Raw genomic sequence first — 14,687 nt, 5'->3', positions numbered from 1 at the left:
GACTTTAGTGTCGTTTTTTTGAGTTGTGGATAAGGCGCGCAACCACGGCTTGAGGGTGCCGAAAGGCGGGCTGTAGGTGCCGAAAGCACGGAGCTACGGTTTCGGCACCTTCGGCAGCGGGAAAGCTGTCAACCATGCGGGTTTGGGGGCGGTGCTGCTGACGACTATAAAACACCGAAATTTTGCCGGATTCCGCGGCTGCTTATCCCCGTGGCGGGGCCAAAGTTGGCCAGAAGAACCTAGATTTTTTTAAAGGCTTACTTTTCAAGCCGTTTGGGCATGGTCGATCAGGCGGGCGGGATCATGCTCAGCCGCTACCGCATCCGCAAGCATGGCAGATAGGGAAGCGGCCATCTTATGGCGAGCGCGGCGAGCGGCTGTCCTGAGGGCATCAGGGGCGTTGTAGCGCGGCCCTGAAAGCGGCGGCCATCCAAGGGCTTGATTGATATTGGCGAGGCGCTCAGGCTCACAGGCTTCTGTTTGGCCCATCATCCGGGGGGAACGCTGAGCAGCACGGGTAGGCGTGACCGCATAGGCAGAAATCAAAACGGCTCGCTGGCTGTTCTCTTTCAGTGTGCCCAGCAGGGCGCGGCTAAGTTCACGCCAGGCGCTTTGCCCTCGATGGTTCATTGCTGCCAGCAGTACGCCATCTGACTGGCCACGCGGGCCACTGCCTCCCCCTTCACCGGCATACGCCAGCGGGCTGGATGAAGCATACCCGGCGTTGTCGTGGTCAGTGGTAAGCCGGTGCTCTATCTCAATCTCCAGCAGCTCCTTGATAGCACAGTAAAGCGCAGCGGAAGCCAGCTCTTTCTCCACCTCATCACTGGCAGCGAGGCGTAACAGGCGGCTTAAGTTCAAACGGTCTAGGTAGGCGTAACGGTTGCAGCGTGCCTTGCTCATGGGTGTAGGCTCCTCGATCTCTAGCAGGTAGGGCAACAGACGGCGCTCAGTTGGTGAAGTCCAACTTCCATCGCTCCAAGCGTCCAGGCGTACAGCCTGCGTCAATATCGGTTAGCGCTTCGTCGGCAAGCTGGTCAAGGCGGCGTTGTACATGCTTCACGCCTGCTTCATCCCCCCGGCCTATGGCCCAAGATAGGCGCCGCTCCAAGCGCTCCCGCTCGTCGTCTAAACGTTCATCCCGGTACTGTTCAGCCCCCCGGTAGGTGTGCTTAAAGGCGCTGTCTTTGATCTTGCGGGCATCGGTCGCAAAGTTGCGGCTTGCCTTGCTTGGGCGTCGGTAGTATCCGGCCATATACCCCCCGGTGGTTGGTAGCTTCGTTATCACTGAATAAATATACAGCTTCAGCACTCAGGCGTAAAAAAGCCCAGCAGGTGCCGGGCTTGAGTGCCTAAGCAAGGCATTGCCGCTAATCTTCTAGATCAACAAGCCTGTCTCTTAAATCAGATAGCAGCTCAATAGCCTGGTCTAGCGTCTCCAAATCAAAGGCAGTGGGGCCATGCGGTAAGCCCGCATCGGTCCAGACTGCTCGCTCATAAAAGGTGTCCATGGCTGTTATGGCAATTTCACGCATAGCCAGCCACTCCTCTGGTTCCAGCTTCAGACATGGCGGCGCCATTGCGGCAATCTCAGATTCCACGCAGCGGCGAGTTTCTTCAGGAATATCTTCGTAGCGCATGGGTTCATCGTGCTCAGTCATCATGTACCTCACGTTTAGTCATTAATAAAGTTAAAGCTCAGCCGCTGTTAAAGGGTGCTCTTGAGTTCTTAACCAAGCCCAGCAGGTGCCAGGCTGGTTGGTACTAGGCTGTCATTTCAGCTTAGTGGATCGGGTTCACGTCGCTATCGTTAAGGGTGTTCTGCATTCCGTGTTGCTCTGCTAAGTCGTGAAGCTCGTCTTCACTGGCACCTAGTGCATTAGCTAGGTCACTCAGTCGATACACCCCCCTACCTTGGCTATCAACACCCGCTGGCTTCAGATCGGGGAAGCAATGCCGCATACCTTCGGCCAACTCATGTTGAATAGGCAGCCGCAAGTAAGGTGGATGCCGTTCATCGTATGCGGCTTCAATCATCGCTTCAGGGGTTGGGCAAGCTCGCTTGAACTCTTCAACATTAAGACCGTGGACATGCGCCAGCGCGGTCTCTTGCTCAGGCGTTAGCGGGCTGGCAATGGCGCTTGCGGGGACGCCTAGCAGGTGCAGCGTATGCGCCTGGTGGGGAAGCAGGTGGGCAATGCCCTCCCCTTGTTCAGCGGCTTGGGCTAAGGCTTGCTGAGTAATGGCGGTTGTCATGGTCGTGTGTCCTTTGCTGTTAGGTGGGCATGGTGGCTTAGGCATTAGTCGATTCGATAATCTCAACATCATGTTTCGGCCATCGTGCTTGCGCGGCTCTCAGCGCTTGGTCTCTGGTGTACGGGATACCTGCCATGGTCATGCGCTTATCACCAACGCGAATTGTCCATGCTAGCCTTATGCCCTTGGGCATCATCGGTTGCACATTGACCACGTTCAGCTCAGTAAGCAGTTGCTCCTTATGCTGCTTTATCCAGTCACGCACCGATGGGGTGATATTTTCCTTGGGCCACACCCTCAGCCGGTTATCTTCTTTAAGCTCGGCATTCAATTCATGCTGCTTCAGGTAGTCGATAGCGGGCATTATCAAAACTCCTCGAAGTCATCAGCACTTAAAGAAACTTCCCCGTTCAATGTCCTAGAAGTCCTAATGTCCTGCTTAGCTTCTTCAGCAACCAGGACTTCAGGACTTGAAGGACTTTGATTCCAGCTATTTCTTTTAGGGTCGTACTCTATTTCCCACTTCACGCTGCCACCACGCTTGCCCAAACACTTACACTCAATACCTAGTTGACGCAGTGCAGGGGCCGCCCGGCGCATTTGATCGCCCATGCCTTTGGCGGAGCGTGGCCACGAATCACAGCCCGGTGGCTTGTAGCTTTCCATTAGCGCCAGCCAGTCCTTGGCGGTCTTTTCTCTTTTCTCATTTGGGTAAGTTTCGGCCCAATCACGGATAGCAGTTGCCACAGGTGACGCATCAAGCGTGCGCTCTAAGCCGTCCTGCCTTGCGGCGGCAAACTGCTTTATAAAGGCATCGGGGTTGTCTCCCATCGCCTTGGCAACGGCCATACCGAGGTAAGCAAACTCTACTAAGCGCGGGCGCTCACTGGCGGGTAGCGTCATCTCAGGCAGGTAAGCCAGCGCCTTAGCCGCAATATCTAGCAACGCACCAATAATGCTGGCGCGGTCAGCCTCGAATTGTTCCTCTAGCTGGTCCTTGCTTTGCGCGTCACTTAATACCGGCAGTTCTACTGTCAGCGTGCGGCTGACAAGGTCTTGCTGTGTCACGCTGGCGACAATGCCGTTAAGCACTATGGGCCGCTTCAGCGTTATAACCACCTCGTCGCTATCACTGTAAAGCTTGCGCTTGGCGAACCCTCCCCCGGTGGCCACGACGCATAACGCATCCTGAAGCTGAGGCGTTAAGTGACTGACGTTCTCAATACTGATCATGTGGTTACTACCACCACTGACAAATACGTCTTCCGAGGATTTTGGTACACCTCGAAGATCGGCAGCATTGGGGTCAATCAAGCGGCGTAAAACGGTTTGCGTGCCAGACTTGCCGCTACCCTGCTCCCCCAGCAGTTCAACCACGGGATAGGGCGTATCAGGGCGCAAGCATTCCACCAGCCAGGCAGTCACCAGCAGCCGTGACTGAGCAGGCACGTTAGCAATGCGCCATAGCGGTTCTAAGCTGCCACCCTTTATTGGCTCAGGCAGCGTATGGGCACTCTCAGAACGGCAGAACATCACCGCCCCCGGATGCTCCACCACTTCCCAGTGACCAGGGCGTAGCTTGACCGCTTTACTGCTACCGGGTTCGGCTAGGTCGAGCCAATACTCCCCGTCTGCCTTTGCCACACGGATGTAAACAGGCCGCTCGTCCATCATGGCTAGTCCTTCAAGCGTCATGCGGGCTTCTCGTAATGACTGGTCTCGCACAGCCTTTTCATACGCCTTGTAAAAAGCTGCCGTTAGCCAATGCTTGAACGCCTTGCCACCAATACGACGCACCTCGCCAGTTTCCCGGCTACGGGCGTAGGTTTCGTCGTTAGCGTCGTGAAAAAGCTCATGGTGCTGCTGAACGAAGGCAACAATTAAATCCGTCTGCGCCTGTTTTTCGCCGTCGTCTTCACCATGTACTTCGAACAGTGGCGCTATATGCGAGGTGACACTATCTGCACTTATGTCATGCTCATGGTTTTTCAGCAGCCCGAGAAGCGCTTCCTTGCTGCCACCATCGTCAAGCCAGTCTGAAACGTCGGCTTTCTCCTGCAAGCCAGGCAAGGCCACCACACGCACCTCAGCGCCAGCCGCTACCAGCGAGGCTCTAACCTTTTCGGCATGGTCGCGTCCTGCTTTATCATTATCAGGCAGCACAACCACGCGACGATGTGCCAATGGTTCACTGTGAGGCTTTAACCACTTGCCAGCGCCAGCGGCGTTGCAGGTAGCGAGCAAGCCCAGCTCAGCTAAACGGTCGGCATCTTTTTCACCTTCCACCACGAATACCAGCGCATCAGGATTAGCCAACAGCTCAGGTAGCCGATACGGCACTTGCCGAACGCCTTTAACGCTCCACTTCCAGTCGTTTCCATCCGGTCGGCGTTGGCGAAAGCTCTTAGGCTCCATGCGCACCGCTTGAAACAATAGCTCGCCGTTTTCGTCGGTGTAGTCATACGTCTTAGTAATGCGAGGCTTGATTGTGGGCTTAGCATCGGCTTTCTCTTTGAAGCCGTTGCTTTCTAGCCAGCGAAGTTGCTCGGCTCTGGTGGCCACTCCAAGCTCATGCGCCAGCAGGTCAAGCACACCCCCGCCAACACCTTCTTCGTGCGAATACCAACGGCCTGCTTCCAGGTCTACCGAAAGGCTTCCATTGGTGCCAAAGCGTAGCTCGCTGCCTTTGCTCAAGTCTTGGTTATGCTCCCCCAACAGCTCACGCGCTACCGGCTCCATCAATGCGGCGAAGTCACAAAGCGTGCTATGCTCAGGTTTCGCGTTTTCTTTGGTAGGTGGCGCGACTGCCCGGCCATTGTGCCGGGCTGTTTTGTTTTGGGCGTTAGCTGGCATCACTGCCTCCTGCCTGATCGGCGTCGGCCACCTTGAGCGTGCCCACCATCAGGCCATCACGGCCCATGCGAATATCAGCATCTTCGGCAGTGGCTTGCAGTTCACGCGGCCCCTGCTCTAGCACTTGCGCGGCATCCTTCAGCAGGTGCGCCAGATCGTGAGCATCATCGGCACACAGTGATAGCACCACACGCTTTGACGCCTGGGTGATCGGGTGTTGGGCGTAGTTCATCGCGTCCAGCAGCGCGTTAGCCGCTTCCGATATGTGCTGACAGGCGTTGGCATAGTGGGCTAGGGCATCGGTGGCCACACCATCAACTGAAAGCTCGTCGGCTAAGTCGTCCACCTTATCGCCAATGGCTATCAGCGCGTTGACTTGGTCGAGGGTTAGGTGCGCTTGGCGAGTATTCATTAGCGTGACTCCTTGAATGCTGCAAGCGCTTCATCAAAGGAAGCGGCAGCGCTCTCAGCAACGACTAGGAAAGGGAACGGATCGGGAGCAAGTGACACTAGACGGCAAGCGGCGAAACCATTTTGCGGCTTGCCTTGCTTAATGCAGGGGTAGTGAATAACCACAATGGCATCAAGGCGGTTAACGCTTATCAGCGCTTCGCGCCAATCGTTAGCGGCTACCGTGCGATGTTCGCCTGTTTCTGCCAGGGTGATAGTGAAGTATTCGGAGTGGGCTTTAGCATGGTTCACGACGCCACCTCCTGCCCCTGTGACGCTTTCTCAATAGCATCCAAGGCGTGATAGCCACGGTTGGCCAGTTCATCAATGGCAGATAACAGGCAGCCAATCTGGTGGCTATTCAGGGTAGGCGTTTCGCCATCACTCTCTTTGTGGCGTAAGTCTTGCTGAAGAATGTCAGCAAGGCCGCTAATGTTGCCTAGCAGGTCTTCTAACTTATCAAGCTGAGGGGCAAGACGACTCATGACTGCACCTCGCTACGCACGCGGCGCAAGGCCAGCTCAATAGTCGGCTTGGTGATAGGATCGGTGCGGAAAGGCGCTAGTAGCTCAATTAAGCGCTTTAGCTGAGGGGTGGTTAATTTCATACGGCACCCCCAACGCTGCGCTGGGCAGTATCAGAAAGGCGTGCTTCTAGCTGTTGGGCTTTTTCAATGTGGTGGTTGTAACGCTTTAGGCGGGTGCTGGCGCTGCTGTCAGCAAACAAGGCGGCTTTCGCCATCGCTCTGTGTGCTGCGGCACGGCCAGATAAACTGCGGGTAATAACGTTGGACAGGCGTAGTAATGCCATGGGTGTGACTCCTTTGTGTTTGGAGTCGTCCCCGGATGCGGCCAAGCATCGGATGGGGGCGACTGTACGCGGGTTGGCCGACCGGTCACAAAGGAAACCGGCACGCTCGAAAGCGTCCCACGCACAGCCGCCATAACTAGCGGGCATAAAAAAAGCGCCTGCTATGATGGTGGCGCTGGTGCGCCTTTGTGATTCAGACCGGCCAAGGTCGGCTGACGATTTTGCGCCAGCACTTGAAGGGTAAACGCATGGCGTCGCATTGGCAAGCATTAGCACGCCTCCCGCTGGGATTGCTCCCAAGCTTCAAGGTCTGCCAGTGCCCAGCGCGTAACGTTTGGGCCTAGTTTGATCGGTGCCGGGAAGGTGCTTTCTTTTGCCCAGCGGTAAATGCTGGCGCGGTGTACGCCATAGCGGTTAGCCGCTTGTTCTGCGCTCAGGAACTCATTGCCGGGCTTGGCGGGTGCTTGGGGTTTCGTTTTCGCTGCCATGGGGCTTTACCTCGTCGTATTGGGTAACGGGGTAAAGCATGGCTAAGTGATAGATTGGAGTAATTGTCAGTTTTCGCAGGTTTCTGACAAGTCGAGAGGGGTAAATAATAACTCTTCTTCATCTAGTGATAGATTCAACCGAGGAGCGCCAGGGAATACTCTCCATGAGCATGGATCTAAAGCCATTTTCCAGTACGTTATTTCTCCATAGCTGTCATCTAGCGCCTCGCCAAACATTTCTAAAGCCAGCGGCATTAGGGATTGTGAACCGCCCCGGCTTTACCGGAGACTCCATATCTTGAGAGGATGGAGTTATGAACTCACCAAAACGATATTCCCCAGAAGTCCGGGAGCGAGCTGTTCGATTAGTCCTTGAACAGCAAGGCGAATACCCGTCCAAGTGGGCGGCGATCTGCTCCATTGCCAGCAAGTTCGGCTGTACACCAGAGACTTTGAGAGCCTGGTGCAAACGCACAGAACTCACGCAGGAAAACAGCTCGGTTAACCTGCCTGAAAATGAACGACTCAAGCAGCTAGAGCGTGAAAACGTCGAATTGAAGCGCGCTAATGAAATTCTCCGTAAGGCGGCTGCTTTTTTCGCCCAGGCGGAGCTCGACCGCAAACCCAATTGATGGTGTCATTTATCGACGAGCATCGTGCTCAGTTCGGGGTCGAGTCGATTTGTAGTCAACTGCCAATCGCCCCATCGACGTATTACCACCACAAGGCACTTGAAGCTGATCCTGAACGGCGGGCAGACCGGTATCGACAGGATGCGTTTCTTACCGCTGAGATTCAGCGCGTGTGGGAAGAAAACTTCTGCGTCTACGGTGCCCGTAAGGTCTGGCGGCAACTCCGCCGTGAAGGCGTTAATGTTGCTCGTTGCACTGTAGAACGGCTCATGCGCCGCCTAGGAATTCGCGGCGTGGTGCGAGGCCAACGCCCCTTCACGACCCTCAGTGATCCCGGCCAGAAACGGGCACCTGATTTAGTGAAACGTGACTTTACGGCTATGCGTCCTAATCAGCTTTGGGTAGCCGATTTTACCTATGTCGCTACCTGGTCTGGCTTCGTTTACGTTGCGTTCGTTATCGATGTTTATGCACGCTGTATCGTGGGTTGGCGTGTAGCGACGTCGATGAGAACGGCACTGGTGCTGGACGCTCTGGAGCAAGCTCTGTGGGCACGAAAACACAGACAAGGGTTGATCCATCATAGTGATAGGGGAAGCCAATATCTCTCGATCCGCTACACCGAGCGTATGGCTGACGAGGGTATCAATGCCTCAGTCGGCACCACCGGCGACTCCTACGACAATGCGCTGGCTGAAACCATCATCGGCTTGTTCAAAACGGAGGTGATCCATCATCGTGGCCCATGGAGGGGACTGGATGCCGTTGAGTATGCCACGCTGGAGTGGGTTGACTGGTTCAACAACCGCCGACTGCTGGAACCCATCGGAAACGTTCCACCAGCAGAACGAGAAAGGACGTATTATCGTCAACTGGAAGAGTCGGGTGAAGCTGCTTGACTCAAACAAACCGGTCTCCGGAATAACCGGGGCGGTTCATTGCGTTAGCTCAGGATCATTTGAAACTTCTTCAAAAAAATTTCTACCAAAGCGCCCATCTTCAGAATAATAAGCACGGGATACTGTTCTAGCAGCCATGCCAGATTGCTCGCCAACCAGCTCAAACAGCGCTTCACCTATTGGGTAGGTCTCTGGATCAATTTTGTGTATCGCCCATACTTTAGCGATTGCTTCCCTTTTTTCGTCTCTTCTGGGGTCAATTTGACGCTTGGGAGTTAGCTCCAGGCCCATGCTTTCCCCAATAAACCGCCCATCCTTAGCAGACCAACTGTTAACAGCTTGCGCCAAAGTGTCCATATGGTGGCTCTGTGGAACCCATGCTGAAATAAGCCATTCCTGTAGGGCACGAAGTGCTTCTATTAATGTGGATACTTCACCACCATGATTAGCATACTCCCCAAGCATGGTTGTATCAGAGGGGGCTTCCTTGAGTCGTTTCTCACTGAATAAGCCAGCACGAATAGCAGCTTCTAACGTTGAATCTTCAACTGCTAAGTAACTCAATACCGCTCGGGCTGCATCTGCCTTACTGTAAGTTCGCGGCTCTATATCTTCGCTTTTATGGCTTTTATGCTCCATATAACAAGACAACCGCTCTAGCGCGTTGTCCAGATCGTCTTGGATCGCCTTCAGTTCATCATCCATCGGTCGCCACCACTTCCCTGGTCGGTGCAACATTGCCAGCGCCAGCCGGTGCAGACGTGGTAACAAAAGCAGCCCACTGTTCCATAACGCGGGCACGCTTTTGAATACAGTTCAGCCTGGCGATATGTGACCATGGTGCGGTTAAAAGAATTATGTGCGCCATCGCTTTCGTGGCTTTTATCCGGCAAGGCTACTAGCAGAATAATAATCAGCTTCCGTCTGTTTTTGACCAATCAAAGTCTTGAAGCCATTCCCCAACAGTTATTGAGCTATCTTTATCAGGCATCGGCGGGGCTTCAGGGCCGAACGCACGATCAAAAGCTCCCCTTAACATTTTGGCATCTTTGGAATAGTAAGCACGGGATACTGTTTTAGCAGACATGCCAAATTGTTGGCCAACATGCTCAAATAAAGCCTCCCCTATGGGGTAGGCTTTAGGGTCGCGTAAATTCAAAACATAAACCTCTTCCGCTGCGCTCTTTCGGGCAAGTTTGCGCCAATCAACAAGTCGCTTTGGTGTCAAAGTAAGACCAACGTTCTCACCGATAAATTGACACTCATTCTGCGACCACGCATTTACAGCAAACGCTAGAGCCTGAGTGTGTGAGTCCTCAAGAGGCCAGCGGGTTACAATCCAGCTTTCTAGAGCGCGTAGCGCTTCAATCAGGTCGCTTAACCCTTCGTTATCCGTCGGATGCTCTCGGAGGCGGCAGCCCTTTGGAAACCCCTGCGCATTGCGGTCAAGCCCATCATGACAATACTCAGCACTGTTAATTGACGCATCCAAAGCATCTCCTTTGGTGCTTACGTAATGCAGTGCAACTCTAGCCGCGTCCGGTTTCTTGTAGTTTCTGGCCAAGGAATCATGCTTTTCTGAGCCTTCGCTATTCATATAATCAGCTAGCCGCTCTAGCACACTATCCAGATCGTCTTGGATCGCCTTCAGCTCATCACCCATCAGTAGCCACCTCTCCCCTTATCGGTGCGACATTGCCAGCGCCAGCCGGTGTAGGCGTGGTAACGAAAGCGGCCCATTGATCCATGACGCGGGCTCGCTTGGCGTATAAGTCGCTACGGCGGTAAGCCGCCTCTGTGCCGTTGCGGATACTATGCGCCAGCGCTGCCTCTGCCACTTCATGCGGGGTACCGGTACGCTCTGCCATCCAATCCCTGAACGTTGAACGGAACCCGTGAACCGTTGCCCGGTGATCCTCTTTCATGCGGCGGAGTAAAGCGGTCATGGCTGCATCAGACAGCAGTTTGCCTTGAGGGCTTAGAAAGACGTGTTCCCGCGCCTGGGGCTGCGCTTTGAGCAAGGCCAGTGCTGGCGGTGATAACGGCACGCGGTGTTCTTTGCCTGCCTTCATGCGGCTGGCGGGTATAGTCCAGGTAGCATTGGCCAGGTCTATTTCATCCCAGCGAGCGCCACGGGCCTCACCAGAACGGCAGCCTGTAAGGATCGTGAACGCCAGGCACTTGGCCGCGTCCCCAGTTCGTTTATCAAGGGATTGCCAGAACGCAGGCATGGTATCTATCGGCATGGCGCGGTGGTGTTCCACCTTTGCTACTTTGGAAGGCGCGGGCAATATCGTGTCGAGGTTGCCTTTCCAGCGTGCCGGGTTATCACCGCTACGGTGGCCATGAACCGTTGCCCAGTTCAATACGGCTTCAATGCGCTGGCGAACGCGGGTAGCGGTTTCCGTTTTGGTTTCCCAGATCGGCACAAGCACTTGCTTGACGTGTACTAGCTCAATATCTGAAACGGCCATCTTGCCCAGCGTGGGGAAAGCGTAGGTATCTAGCGTGGCTTGCCACTGCTTGCCGTGCTTTTGGTTGCGGCTCTCTGCCTGCTTAATCTTGATAACAGCGGCGGCAGCATCGGCAAAGGTAATACGCGCCAGCTCAGCAGCGCGGCGGGTCTGATCGGAGGCTCTGCGCTCAGTAACCGGGTCAATCCCCGCATCCAGCTTTTCACGAACAGCACGGGCCTTCTCGCGGGCTTGCGCTAGCGTGACGCCGGGATAGCTGCCTAGCCCCATATCACGACGCACCTTGAACGGTTTGCCAGATGCGGCTATGCGCGTTTCGCCAGTGGCATAACGCAACACCCACGACCGGGTGCCAGTTTTGGCGACCTGAAGATATAAGCCGGGCACTTCACCAGCGGCATAAAGCCCCCGTTGCGTGATCCGCTTCACTTCCAGTGCAGTTAATGGCTTCGTTTGTCTTGGCATAACGGGTTCCTAACTCTTTACCCAACATCCCACCCAACATAGATTTTGCGCTTGTGTGCGATGCCGTGCAACCCGATAAAACACCATGCGAACGTAAGTTATTGATTACGCGGGATACAGACGAAAAAAAAGCCCGCAGTTAGCGGGCTTTTTTAGGCGTTCTGGCGGAGGGACAGGGATTCGAACCCTGGATAGGCTATTAACCTATGCCGGTTTTCAAGACCGGTGCATTCAACCGCTCTGCCATCCCTCCGGCTTATGGGTGCGTATAATAACAGCTTCCCCTTGTAAGTCAACGCCTTTTGAATAAATTAGTAGAGCCTTAAGCCAACACGGGTAATCACGCCCCCCTCCATTTCACTCACGACCCAATGGATACCGTGCCAGTCCACGTCGTCACCGACGACGGGGTGCCCTCCCACTCTGAGTGAGACGAACTCCGCCAACGTCATCTCCTGCTCGCCGGGGCTCAGGGTCAAGCCGTAGGCTTGGGCGATGTCCTGCATTTGCGCATTGCCATCCAAGGTAAAGGTACCGAAGAAGGCGCGCTCCTGTTTAAGCTTGGCATCACCGTTGAACAGCCGGTTGAGCGCAACGAGGTCTTCCGTGCGACCGATCACGCAGATCACATCGCCCAGCTTCAGCCGGGTGCTGCCTTTGGGATGCAGCATGACGTGATTGCGGAATAGCGCGGAAATTAGTGCGCCCGAGGGAAACCGCAGCAGGCGAATGGGAACGTCTTCCAGGTCTTCGTTTTCGACCACGTACACGAACATCTCGAAGTCGTTATCTGGCAAAATACCCAGCGGGCCTCGACGGTTAGGCGTAGTACCCGCTGGCACTTCGACTTTCAACCAGCGGGCCATCAGAGTGAGCGAGCCGCCTTGAATCAGCAACGACATCAATACAACCGCGAAGGCCACGTTGAAATAGAGCGAGGCGTTTTCGACACCGCCAATCACCGGGAAGATCGCCAACACGATAGGCACGGCGCCGCGTAGGCCAACCCAAGCAATGAAGAAGGTTTCGCGCCAACGGAATTTAAAGAAGGGTTTGATGGTGATCAGTACGGCCAGCGGGCGGGCAATGAAGATCAACGCCAACGCGACGAACCCCGCAGGTAGCGCAACTTCCCAAAGCTGGCTAGGGGTTACCAGCAGGCCCAACACCAAGAACAGGCCGATTTGGCTCAGCCATGCCAAGCCGTCGTGCACGGGGAGAATAAAGTTGAGGTGCCGCCCGGGCTGGTTACCAATCATCAAGCCCGCCAGGTAAATCGCCAAGAAGCCGCTACCCCCCAGCACGCTGGTTAGCCCGAATACGCTAAAGCCAAGCGCCAGCGCCAGCATGGCATAAAGGCCCGGCGCCAAATCCAGCCAGCGGAGCAGCTTGGCGCTCAGCCAGCCGCCACCAATACCCACCGCCAACCCGATACCAAACTGAGAAACGAAGAACAGCAGCGTTTCGGTCACACCGCCAATGTCACCGACCAACAGCTCCACCAGCATGAGAGTCAAGAAAATCGCCATCGGGTCGTTGGTACCCGATTCGATTTCCAGCGTGGCCCCCACCCGTTCGTTTAGGTTCACCCCACGGCCACTCAGCATAGAAAAGACCGCTGCGGCATCGGTGGACCCGACAATGGCCCCCACGAGCAATCCCTGCACTAGGGAGAGATCGAACACCCACATGGCAATGACGCCGACGATAGCGCTCGTAATAAAAACACCCAGGGTGGCGAGAGACAGCGCAGGACGGAAGCCCACCCGGAACGTTTTGAGGCGGGTACGCAGGCCACCGTCGAGAAGAATCATGGCGAGCGCTAGGTGACCAATGGTAAAGGCCATGGAGTAATCGTCGAACTCGACTCCTAGCAGGCCCTCTTCACCGGCCAACATGCCCAGGCCCAAGAAAATCAGCAGCAGCGGTACGCCCACCATGGATGAGAGGCGGCTCGCCAAGATACTGAGCGTCATCAGGGAACCACCTACAAGGAAGAACGTATAAATTGCGTCCATGTCTCTCCGTCTCTACATCAATGCCGTTCTATTATTGCATGCCGCTGCTTAATTTACTGAGCGTGTTCTCTGGGTTTATGCAAGGGGCTAGCCAGGTGCTTTGCCTGACAGCTAAACTCCGCCGTCCTACCATCGGGAGTTGAGGTTATGTTGAACGCTTTTTTGCGTGGACGTTCATTGATAGCACTGTCATTGGCCTTAATTTTATTATTTTCAGTTTCAGCGACTTACGCAAACGAAGAGCGTAAAGCCGATACTCCAGAGGCGCCGCTCAGTCTGGATAGCGACGTGATGCTGCCCGAGGGGCTATGGCCGAGCGATGACGGCCGTGAAGCGGTTGTTCCCGAAGAGGCCCCGAGCATGGCGGTGATGCCACCACCGCCACTCGACCCGCCACCGCTCAAACAGCTCACACTGATGCTGGATTGGTATTTAAGCCCCCAGCATGCGGCACTCATTGTGGCGAAAGAGCGTGGGCTTTTTGCTGCTCAGGGCTTGGATATCGAGCTTTCGACGCCTGCCGACCCGTCCATTGCCATCAAGCTTTTGTCAGCGGGAGAAGTTGATTTAGCGCTGACGCGCCAGCCACTGCTGCACTTGCATGCCCACGAGGGCGCGCCCATCGTGCGCATCGCCACGCTGATCGAGACTCCGCTTAATGCCATCATCGTTGCCGGTGAAGCGCCGCCTCCTGCAGAAACCGAGGACGCCCTCGCCGATCTGCATTACGGTTTTTCTACCCGTGAAGGGCGCGATGTGCTGGTGGAGCGGCTGGTGCCCCGTTCAGTCCGTCAAGTGGACGATTTCGTTGCGCCTGAAAGCGTGCATTTCGATGCCGCCGATGCCCTGCGTTCGAGCAGAGTCGACGCCGTAGCGGATGGTTTTTTCCATACGCTGCCCCAACAGTTAGCGTCCGATGGCATCGTCACGCACACCGTGCGCTACAGCGAGCTCGACATCCCCCGCCATGACGGGCTGATTCTACTGGCCAACAGCGATGCCGTATCTCGCCGAGCCACCACATGGTCGCGAGTACTATTGGCATTGGAAGAAGCCAGCAACTGGATGATCGAGCATCCCAACGAAGCCTGGTCGCTGCTGGTCACGACGCACCCCGTGCTGGACAACCCCATTCATCAAGCAGCCTGGGAAGATTTGCTTCGCCGCGTCACGTTGAGCCCGGCCGCACTCGATGAACGGCGCTATGCGGCGTTTGAGCGCTATTTGCGCAGCGTCGGTGTGACGACCACCGAGCTTCCCGTCTCGCGTTTGGCGGTGAATCCGCATCTGCTGATGGAACGGTGATCTGCCACGGCAAGACTAGCCTCATCTTCAACACGCT

The 14,687-nt window shown here is 55.4% G+C and carries 18 protein-coding genes, 1 tRNA gene and 1 other annotated feature; of the genes, 2 read left to right on the top strand and 17 right to left on the bottom strand.

What is annotated here, in order from left to right:
* Window positions 1-264 precede the first annotated feature (264 nt).
* From CTT34_RS08920 to CTT34_RS08870, 12 genes are all read right to left on the bottom strand, one after another.
* Window positions 265-903 (bottom strand): hypothetical protein, encoded by a 639-nt coding sequence (locus tag CTT34_RS08920; RefSeq protein ID WP_159342105.1) that lies wholly within the window; start codon window positions 901-903, stop codon window positions 265-267.
* A 46-nt stretch (window positions 904-949) separates the two neighbouring features.
* Entirely contained in the window at window positions 950-1,255 is a 306-nt protein-coding gene (locus CTT34_RS08915) for a hypothetical protein (protein WP_159342104.1), read from the bottom strand.
* 115 nt (window positions 1,256-1,370) lie between these two features.
* Window positions 1,371-1,664 (bottom strand): hypothetical protein, encoded by a 294-nt coding sequence (locus CTT34_RS08910; protein WP_159342103.1) that lies wholly within the window; start codon window positions 1,662-1,664, stop codon window positions 1,371-1,373.
* 118 nt (window positions 1,665-1,782) lie between these two features.
* Complete coding sequence (locus CTT34_RS08905; protein ID WP_159342102.1) at window positions 1,783-2,256, bottom strand: hypothetical protein; 474 nt, start codon at window positions 2,254-2,256, stop codon at window positions 1,783-1,785.
* Window positions 2,257-2,293: 37 nt separating this feature from the next.
* Entirely contained in the window at window positions 2,294-2,620 is a 327-nt protein-coding gene (locus tag CTT34_RS08900; protein WP_159342101.1) for a hypothetical protein, read from the bottom strand.
* A gap of 2 nt (window positions 2,621-2,622) precedes the next feature.
* On the bottom strand, window positions 2,623-5,109 hold the full coding sequence (locus CTT34_RS08895) for a hypothetical protein (protein WP_159342100.1): 2,487 nt from the start codon (window positions 5,107-5,109) through the stop codon (window positions 2,623-2,625).
* Window positions 5,099-5,521, bottom strand: coding sequence for a hypothetical protein (locus CTT34_RS08890; RefSeq protein ID WP_159342099.1), 423 nt, complete (start codon window positions 5,519-5,521; stop codon window positions 5,099-5,101). Before CTT34_RS08890 ends, CTT34_RS08895 begins: the two co-directional genes overlap by 11 nt.
* Complete coding sequence (locus CTT34_RS08885) at window positions 5,521-5,811, bottom strand: hypothetical protein (RefSeq protein WP_159342098.1); 291 nt, start codon at window positions 5,809-5,811, stop codon at window positions 5,521-5,523. The genes CTT34_RS08890 and CTT34_RS08885 overlap by 1 nt, the downstream gene beginning before the upstream one ends.
* Window positions 5,808-6,044, bottom strand: a complete 237-nt coding sequence (locus CTT34_RS08880) for a hypothetical protein (RefSeq protein ID WP_159342097.1) — start codon at window positions 6,042-6,044, stop codon at window positions 5,808-5,810. The genes CTT34_RS08885 and CTT34_RS08880 overlap by 4 nt, the downstream gene beginning before the upstream one ends.
* Entirely contained in the window at window positions 6,041-6,166 is a 126-nt protein-coding gene (locus CTT34_RS18585; protein WP_264757770.1) for a hypothetical protein, read from the bottom strand. The genes CTT34_RS08880 and CTT34_RS18585 overlap by 4 nt, the downstream gene beginning before the upstream one ends.
* Window positions 6,163-6,369: a hypothetical protein gene (locus CTT34_RS08875; protein WP_159342096.1), complete on the bottom strand. Its 207-nt coding sequence runs from the start codon at window positions 6,367-6,369 to the stop codon at window positions 6,163-6,165. The genes CTT34_RS18585 and CTT34_RS08875 overlap by 4 nt, the downstream gene beginning before the upstream one ends.
* 269 nt (window positions 6,370-6,638) lie before the next feature.
* Window positions 6,639-6,857 carry a helix-turn-helix transcriptional regulator gene (locus tag CTT34_RS08870; RefSeq protein ID WP_159342095.1) on the bottom strand — a complete coding sequence of 73 codons (219 nt, stop codon included), beginning with the start codon at window positions 6,855-6,857 and terminating at the stop codon, window positions 6,639-6,641.
* Window positions 6,858-7,171: 314 nt separating this feature from the next.
* Here CTT34_RS08870 and CTT34_RS08865 point away from each other — a divergent pair.
* Window positions 7,172-8,388, top strand: a protein-coding gene (locus CTT34_RS08865; protein WP_159340751.1) for an IS3 family transposase whose coding sequence is annotated in 2 segments (ribosomal slippage) — window positions 7,172-7,457 and window positions 7,457-8,388 — 1,218 coding nt in all. Because the reading frame shifts where the segments join, the coding sequence is not laid out codon by codon here.
* Window positions 7,447-7,563, top strand: a sequence feature (AL1L pseudoknot). (Overlaps the previous gene by 117 nt.)
* Before the next feature lie 36 nt (window positions 8,389-8,424).
* Here CTT34_RS08865 and CTT34_RS08860 read toward each other — a convergent pair.
* The 5 genes from CTT34_RS08860 to CTT34_RS08840 form a co-directional block, all read right to left on the bottom strand.
* Window positions 8,425-9,093, bottom strand: coding sequence for a hypothetical protein (locus CTT34_RS08860; RefSeq protein ID WP_159342094.1), 669 nt, complete (start codon window positions 9,091-9,093; stop codon window positions 8,425-8,427).
* Window positions 9,094-9,301: 208 nt separating this feature from the next.
* A complete protein-coding gene (locus tag CTT34_RS08855) occupies window positions 9,302-10,051 on the bottom strand; it encodes a hypothetical protein (RefSeq protein WP_159342093.1) in 750 nt (249 codons plus the stop codon).
* A complete protein-coding gene (locus CTT34_RS08850) occupies window positions 10,044-11,327 on the bottom strand; it encodes a tyrosine-type recombinase/integrase (protein ID WP_159342092.1) in 1,284 nt (427 codons plus the stop codon). Before CTT34_RS08850 ends, CTT34_RS08855 begins: the two co-directional genes overlap by 8 nt.
* A 162-nt stretch (window positions 11,328-11,489) precedes the next feature.
* A tRNA-Ser gene (locus tag CTT34_RS08845) sits at window positions 11,490-11,580 on the bottom strand.
* 58 nt (window positions 11,581-11,638) lie between these two features.
* Entirely contained in the window at window positions 11,639-13,345 is a 1,707-nt protein-coding gene (locus tag CTT34_RS08840; protein ID WP_159342091.1) for a potassium/proton antiporter, read from the bottom strand.
* A gap of 147 nt (window positions 13,346-13,492) precedes the next feature.
* Here CTT34_RS08840 and CTT34_RS08835 point away from each other — a divergent pair, with 147 nt between their 5' ends.
* Window positions 13,493-14,650: an ABC transporter substrate-binding protein gene (locus tag CTT34_RS08835; RefSeq protein ID WP_159342090.1), complete on the top strand. Its 1,158-nt coding sequence runs from the start codon at window positions 13,493-13,495 to the stop codon at window positions 14,648-14,650.
* The last annotated feature ends 37 nt before the right edge of the window (window positions 14,651-14,687 follow it).

It is taken from the genome of Halomonas meridiana (genome assembly GCF_009846525.1).
GTDB lineage: Bacteria > Pseudomonadota > Gammaproteobacteria > Pseudomonadales > Halomonadaceae > Vreelandella.
This window is presented reverse-complemented; position numbering and strand designations above follow the sequence as displayed.

Excerpts from the sequence above, each read along its gene's own strand:
- CTT34_RS08920 (WP_159342105.1), bottom strand. The coding sequence starts at position 903 with ATGAGCAAGGCACGCTGCAACCGTTACGCCTACCTAGACCGTTTGAAC.
- CTT34_RS08915 (WP_159342104.1), bottom strand. The coding sequence starts at position 1,255 with ATGGCCGGATACTACCGACGCCCAAGCAAGGCAAGCCGCAACTTTGCG.
- CTT34_RS08910 (WP_159342103.1), bottom strand. The coding sequence starts at position 1,664 with ATGATGACTGAGCACGATGAACCCATGCGCTACGAAGATATTCCTGAA.
- CTT34_RS08905 (WP_159342102.1), bottom strand. The coding sequence starts at position 2,256 with ATGACAACCGCCATTACTCAGCAAGCCTTAGCCCAAGCCGCTGAACAA.
- CTT34_RS08900 (WP_159342101.1), bottom strand. The coding sequence starts at position 2,620 with ATGCCCGCTATCGACTACCTGAAGCAGCATGAATTGAATGCCGAGCTT.
- CTT34_RS08895 (WP_159342100.1), bottom strand. The coding sequence starts at position 5,109 with ATGCCAGCTAACGCCCAAAACAAAACAGCCCGGCACAATGGCCGGGCA.
- CTT34_RS08890 (WP_159342099.1), bottom strand. The coding sequence starts at position 5,521 with ATGAATACTCGCCAAGCGCACCTAACCCTCGACCAAGTCAACGCGCTG.
- CTT34_RS08880 (WP_159342097.1), bottom strand. The coding sequence starts at position 6,044 with ATGAGTCGTCTTGCCCCTCAGCTTGATAAGTTAGAAGACCTGCTAGGC.
- CTT34_RS18585 (WP_264757770.1), bottom strand. The coding sequence starts at position 6,166 with ATGAAATTAACCACCCCTCAGCTAAAGCGCTTAATTGAGCTACTAGCG.
- CTT34_RS08875 (WP_159342096.1), bottom strand. The coding sequence starts at position 6,369 with ATGGCATTACTACGCCTGTCCAACGTTATTACCCGCAGTTTATCTGGC.
- CTT34_RS08870 (WP_159342095.1), bottom strand. The coding sequence starts at position 6,857 with ATGGCAGCGAAAACGAAACCCCAAGCACCCGCCAAGCCCGGCAATGAG.
- CTT34_RS08860 (WP_159342094.1), bottom strand. The coding sequence starts at position 9,093 with ATGGATGATGAACTGAAGGCGATCCAAGACGATCTGGACAACGCGCTA.
- CTT34_RS08855 (WP_159342093.1), bottom strand. The coding sequence starts at position 10,051 with ATGGGTGATGAGCTGAAGGCGATCCAAGACGATCTGGATAGTGTGCTA.
- CTT34_RS08850 (WP_159342092.1), bottom strand. The coding sequence starts at position 11,327 with ATGCCAAGACAAACGAAGCCATTAACTGCACTGGAAGTGAAGCGGATC.
- CTT34_RS08840 (WP_159342091.1), bottom strand. The coding sequence starts at position 13,345 with ATGGACGCAATTTATACGTTCTTCCTTGTAGGTGGTTCCCTGATGACG.
- CTT34_RS08835 (WP_159342090.1), top strand. The coding sequence starts at position 13,493 with ATGTTGAACGCTTTTTTGCGTGGACGTTCATTGATAGCACTGTCATTG.